Below are 4,178 nucleotides of genomic sequence, written 5' to 3' on the forward strand. Positions count from 1 at the left end.
AAAAGAAAATAGCCATTTAATATAAGTAAAAATGGTTATTTTGTCTACAATCTGATACACCCTTAAATAAGGGTGTATTTTTACATATAAGTAAATTATAAGATAAAATTTTTTGTGGACAACCTATAAATATAAGTAATAACAATAATTTTAGAAATAAAAAATAATATTTTGATAAACGAATGTGACCGAAATGCTTCGTCAATATATTGCTCAAAGTGGTAGCAAGTGTCATATAATTAGATACATGAGTGTATCGAAATTTTTATGAAAATAAATATAATGTAGAATATATATAAATTAATTAATATTTGGTAATATGGGATATATACCTTTATATAAAGAACACAAGAGAGGAAACGAAATGGCTAAATATGCAAAGATACAAAAGAATATAGATGGAAAAGAAAGATACTCTATAACACCACAAATACCTGGTGGTTACATAACTCCTGAAAATCTTATAAAAATAGGTGAAGTAGCAAAAAAATACAATGCTTCATTAAAGGTTACTTCAGCTCAAAAGATATGTATAGGTAATTTAAAAGAAGAAGATATAGATACTATATGGGAAGAATTAAATATGGGGCCTGCAATAAAAAATATATGTTCAGTAATTAATGTTGAAGTATGTTCAGCTAACTTTTGCAAAAGATCTAAATATCCTATAATAGGTATAGGTATGAAGCTTACTAGAAAGTTTCATGGTATAGAACTTCCTGGGAAAGTTAAGATTGCAGTAGCGGGATGCAAAAATGCTTGTATAAATGCATACACAAAAGATATTGGTGTATTATCTGGTTTAGATGGAAAGTTATTTATAGTAGTAGGTGGAAAAGGTGGATTAAATCCAAGAAAGTATGATTTATTAGCTGAAGGTTTATGCGAAGTTGAAGTTATAAAAATAATTGATAATTTATTAAGTTATTATAAAGAAAATGGACTAGAAAAAGAAAGACTTTCTAGTTTTATAGATAGGGTAGGTATACAAGAAATAAAGCAAAGTGTTATTTAGAAAAGAAATCAAACTTAAATATTGTAATAAATAAAAAATCCAAATAAAAGATTAAATCTTTGTTTGGATTTTTTACGTATAAGGGAATTATATTATGAAAAATATTGTGGATAACCTATGAATATGAGTAATATCAATAACTTTATAAATGTAAAAAATAATATTTTTGAGTAACGGATGTATCTGTAGCGTGAGCAAAGATATATCGTTGGCGAAATGAGCGAAGCGAATTTTTTATTTATAGATAAATATAGTATAAAAAGCTACTATTTGAAAATTTAAAATAGGATTTTATTCTTATAAAAAATATTGGTCATAGTAAGAATAAAAAGTAATTAAAGTCTAAATACTAAGTTTGTGAATTTAAGTTTTAAAATATAGAAAAATGTAGGTTATGATTAACATAAATTGGTTTGTAAATGAACTAAAGATTTATCAAGAACTTTCATTTTTCTTTACTGTAGCTTAAGGTTATGTCGTTGGGAAACTTAAGCTATTACAAAAAGTTGATTTTTATAAACTACGTAAAGAAGTATCTGACTATAGATTATTTAATAAAGCAACGTGTATGAATAATAAATATTTTACTAATCATATCCGTTGCTTTATGCGTATATAAAACAATGTTAGGAGGAATGAAATGAAAAATATATTAGGATACTATTTAATGCCACATCCACCATTAATAATTCCAAGTATAGGAAAAGGTGAAGAGAAAAAAATACAAAATACTATAAATGCATGTGAAAGTATAGGTAAGGAGATAGCATTTTAAAACCTGAAACTATTGTAGTTATAACACCTCATGCAACAATGTTTTCAGATGCAATAGCTATATCTAATGAAGAAAAAATAAAAGGAAATTTAATAAAATTTAGAGATTTTGAAACTAATATAGAATTAGAAATAGATAAAGAGTTTAATGATGAACTTCTAAATTTATGTAAAAGTGAAAATATATCTGCAGCAGGGATAGACTCTAATTTACTTAGAAGATTTAATAAAGATTATGAATTAGATCATGGCACAATGGTTCCAATGTATTTTATAAATAAGTATTATACAGATTACAAGTTAGTACATATAACATACTCAATATTAAACGATATAGAATTATATAAATTTGGAATGGCTATACAAAAAACTGCAAAAAACTTAAACAAAAATACAGTAATAATAGCTAGTGGGGATTTATCACATAGATTAACAGAAGATGGTCCTTATGAGTATTCACCACAAGGAGCTAAATTTGATAAAGAATTAATTGAAAACTTGGAAAATGGTAATGTTGTAAATATATTTAATATGGATAAATGTATGATTGAAGAAGCTGGAGAATGTGGGATAAGGTCTTTATATATACTCCTTGGTGATATGGAAGGAAATAGTATACAGGGAGAATTATTATCATATGAAGGTCCATTTGGTGTTGGATATGGTGTTATGAAATTTAAGCAAGAAGGTGAAAATATAAGTAACCTAGATAAATTATTAAAGATTAAAGAAGAAAGTTTTAATAAAAAGATATCTAATTCAAATCCTTATGTAAAATTAGCTAGAGAAAGTTTAAATTATTACTTTAAAAACAAAAGATTAATGATAGCAAGTAATGATTTACCTAGAGAAATGCTTGAAGAAAGACATGGAGTATTTGTATCTCTTAAAAAGTTTGGACAATTAAGAGGATGCATAGGAACTATTTTTCCAACAACTGATTGTGTAGCAAATGAAATAATAAGAAATGCAATACAAGCAGCAATTGCAGATCCTAGATTTTTAGAAGTAACAGAAGATGAGCTTGTAGATATTGATATATCAGTAGATGTACTAACAAATACTATTAAAGCTATAAAAGAAGAATTAAATCCTAAAATATATGGAGTAATAGTAAGTAAAGGACAAAACAGAGGTCTTTTATTGCCAGACCTTGAAGGGGTTGATACAGTAGAAGAACAGTTAAACATTGCTTGTCAAAAAGGTGGTATAAATCCAAATAGTGATTATAATATAGAAAAATTTGAAGTTATAAGATACAAAGAAGGTGAAAATAATGAAATCTAATATAATGTTTTACGATAAAAAAGAAGACAGTATTAGATGTAAGTTATGTCCTCATAATTGTATACTAAAAGAAAATAAATTTGGAGTTTGTAATGTAAGAACAGTAGAAAATAATATAGGTATTGCTATAAATTATGGAGAAGTAACATCTGCTAACATAGATCCTATAGAAAAAAAGCCTTTATGTCATTATAAACCAGGAAAAAATATATTATCAGTAGGTACTTTTGGATGTAATATGAGTTGTAGTTTTTGCCAAAATTATGAAATATCTCAACAAGTTCAGAAAAGTGAATATATAGAAACAGATAAATTAATAAATATAATTGAAACATTAAATGATAATATAGGAATAGCATTTACTTATAATGAACCTTTTATGTGGTATGAATACATATATGATGTAGTAAAAAAAATAAAAGGAAGAAATAAAGATATAAGTACAGTTTTAGTTACTAATGGATATGTAAATAAAAAACCATTAGAAAAAATACTTCCATATATTGATGCTATGAATATAGATTTAAAAGGATATACAAATAAATACTACAATAATATATGTGGTGCAAAGCTAGAGCCTGTTTTGGATACAATAGCTTTAGCTAGTAAGTATTGCCATATAGAAATCACCACACTTATGGTAAGAGGTGAAAATGACTCAATAGATGAGATAGAAAATATAGCTAAGTTTATAGCTAGTGTTGATAAAAATATCCCACTCCATTTAAGTAGATATTTTCCAAGATATAACTTAAATAATCCACCTACAGATATAGAGAGTATAATAAAAGCTAGAGATATAGCGAAGAGATATCTAAATTATGTATATATAGGTAATGTGGCAGGTGTTGATAATAATACTTATTGTCCTGATTGTAATGAAAAATTATTAACTAGAGGTATATACACAACTACAGTGCACATAGATGATAACAAATGTGATAACTGTGGAAAAGATATAAACATTGTATTATAAACAATATTTATTTTATTACTGCAACTAAAAACATAAATTAAAAAATACTTTTATCAATATGATAAAAGTATTTCAGATTGTAGACAAAATAACCATTTTTACTTATATTAAATGGCTATTTTCTTT

General features: G+C 25.5%; 4 protein-coding genes. All 4 read left to right on the forward strand.

The annotated features are described in order from the left end of the window. The first annotated feature begins 364 nt into the window (after nt 1-364). The 4 genes from Q5F54_RS11335 (at nt 365) to amrS (ending at nt 4,052) form a co-directional block, all read left to right on the forward strand. A complete protein-coding gene (locus Q5F54_RS11335; protein ID WP_288248363.1) occupies nt 365-1,015 on the forward strand; it encodes an NAD(P)/FAD-dependent oxidoreductase in 651 nt (216 codons plus the stop codon). Between the two features lie 640 nt (nt 1,016-1,655). Then, a complete protein-coding gene (locus Q5F54_RS13095) occupies nt 1,656-1,790 on the forward strand; it encodes a hypothetical protein (RefSeq protein WP_330385877.1) in 135 nt (44 codons plus the stop codon). Nucleotides 1,791-1,828: 38 nt separating this feature from the next. After that, nucleotides 1,829-3,076: an AmmeMemoRadiSam system protein A gene (gene amrA / locus Q5F54_RS11340; protein ID WP_334306112.1), complete on the forward strand. Its 1,248-nt coding sequence runs from the start codon at nt 1,829-1,831 to the stop codon at nt 3,074-3,076. Then, the gene (gene amrS / locus Q5F54_RS11345) at nt 3,066-4,052 is read left to right on the forward strand and encodes an AmmeMemoRadiSam system radical SAM enzyme (protein WP_281537477.1); all 987 of its coding nucleotides are present in this window, start codon (nt 3,066-3,068) and stop codon (nt 4,050-4,052) included. Before amrA ends, amrS begins: the two co-directional genes overlap by 11 nt. The last annotated feature ends 126 nt before the right edge of the window (nt 4,053-4,178 follow it).

This window comes from uncultured Romboutsia sp. (assembly GCF_958366745.1).
Taxonomy (GTDB): Bacteria; Bacillota; Clostridia; order Peptostreptococcales; family Peptostreptococcaceae; genus Romboutsia; species Romboutsia timonensis.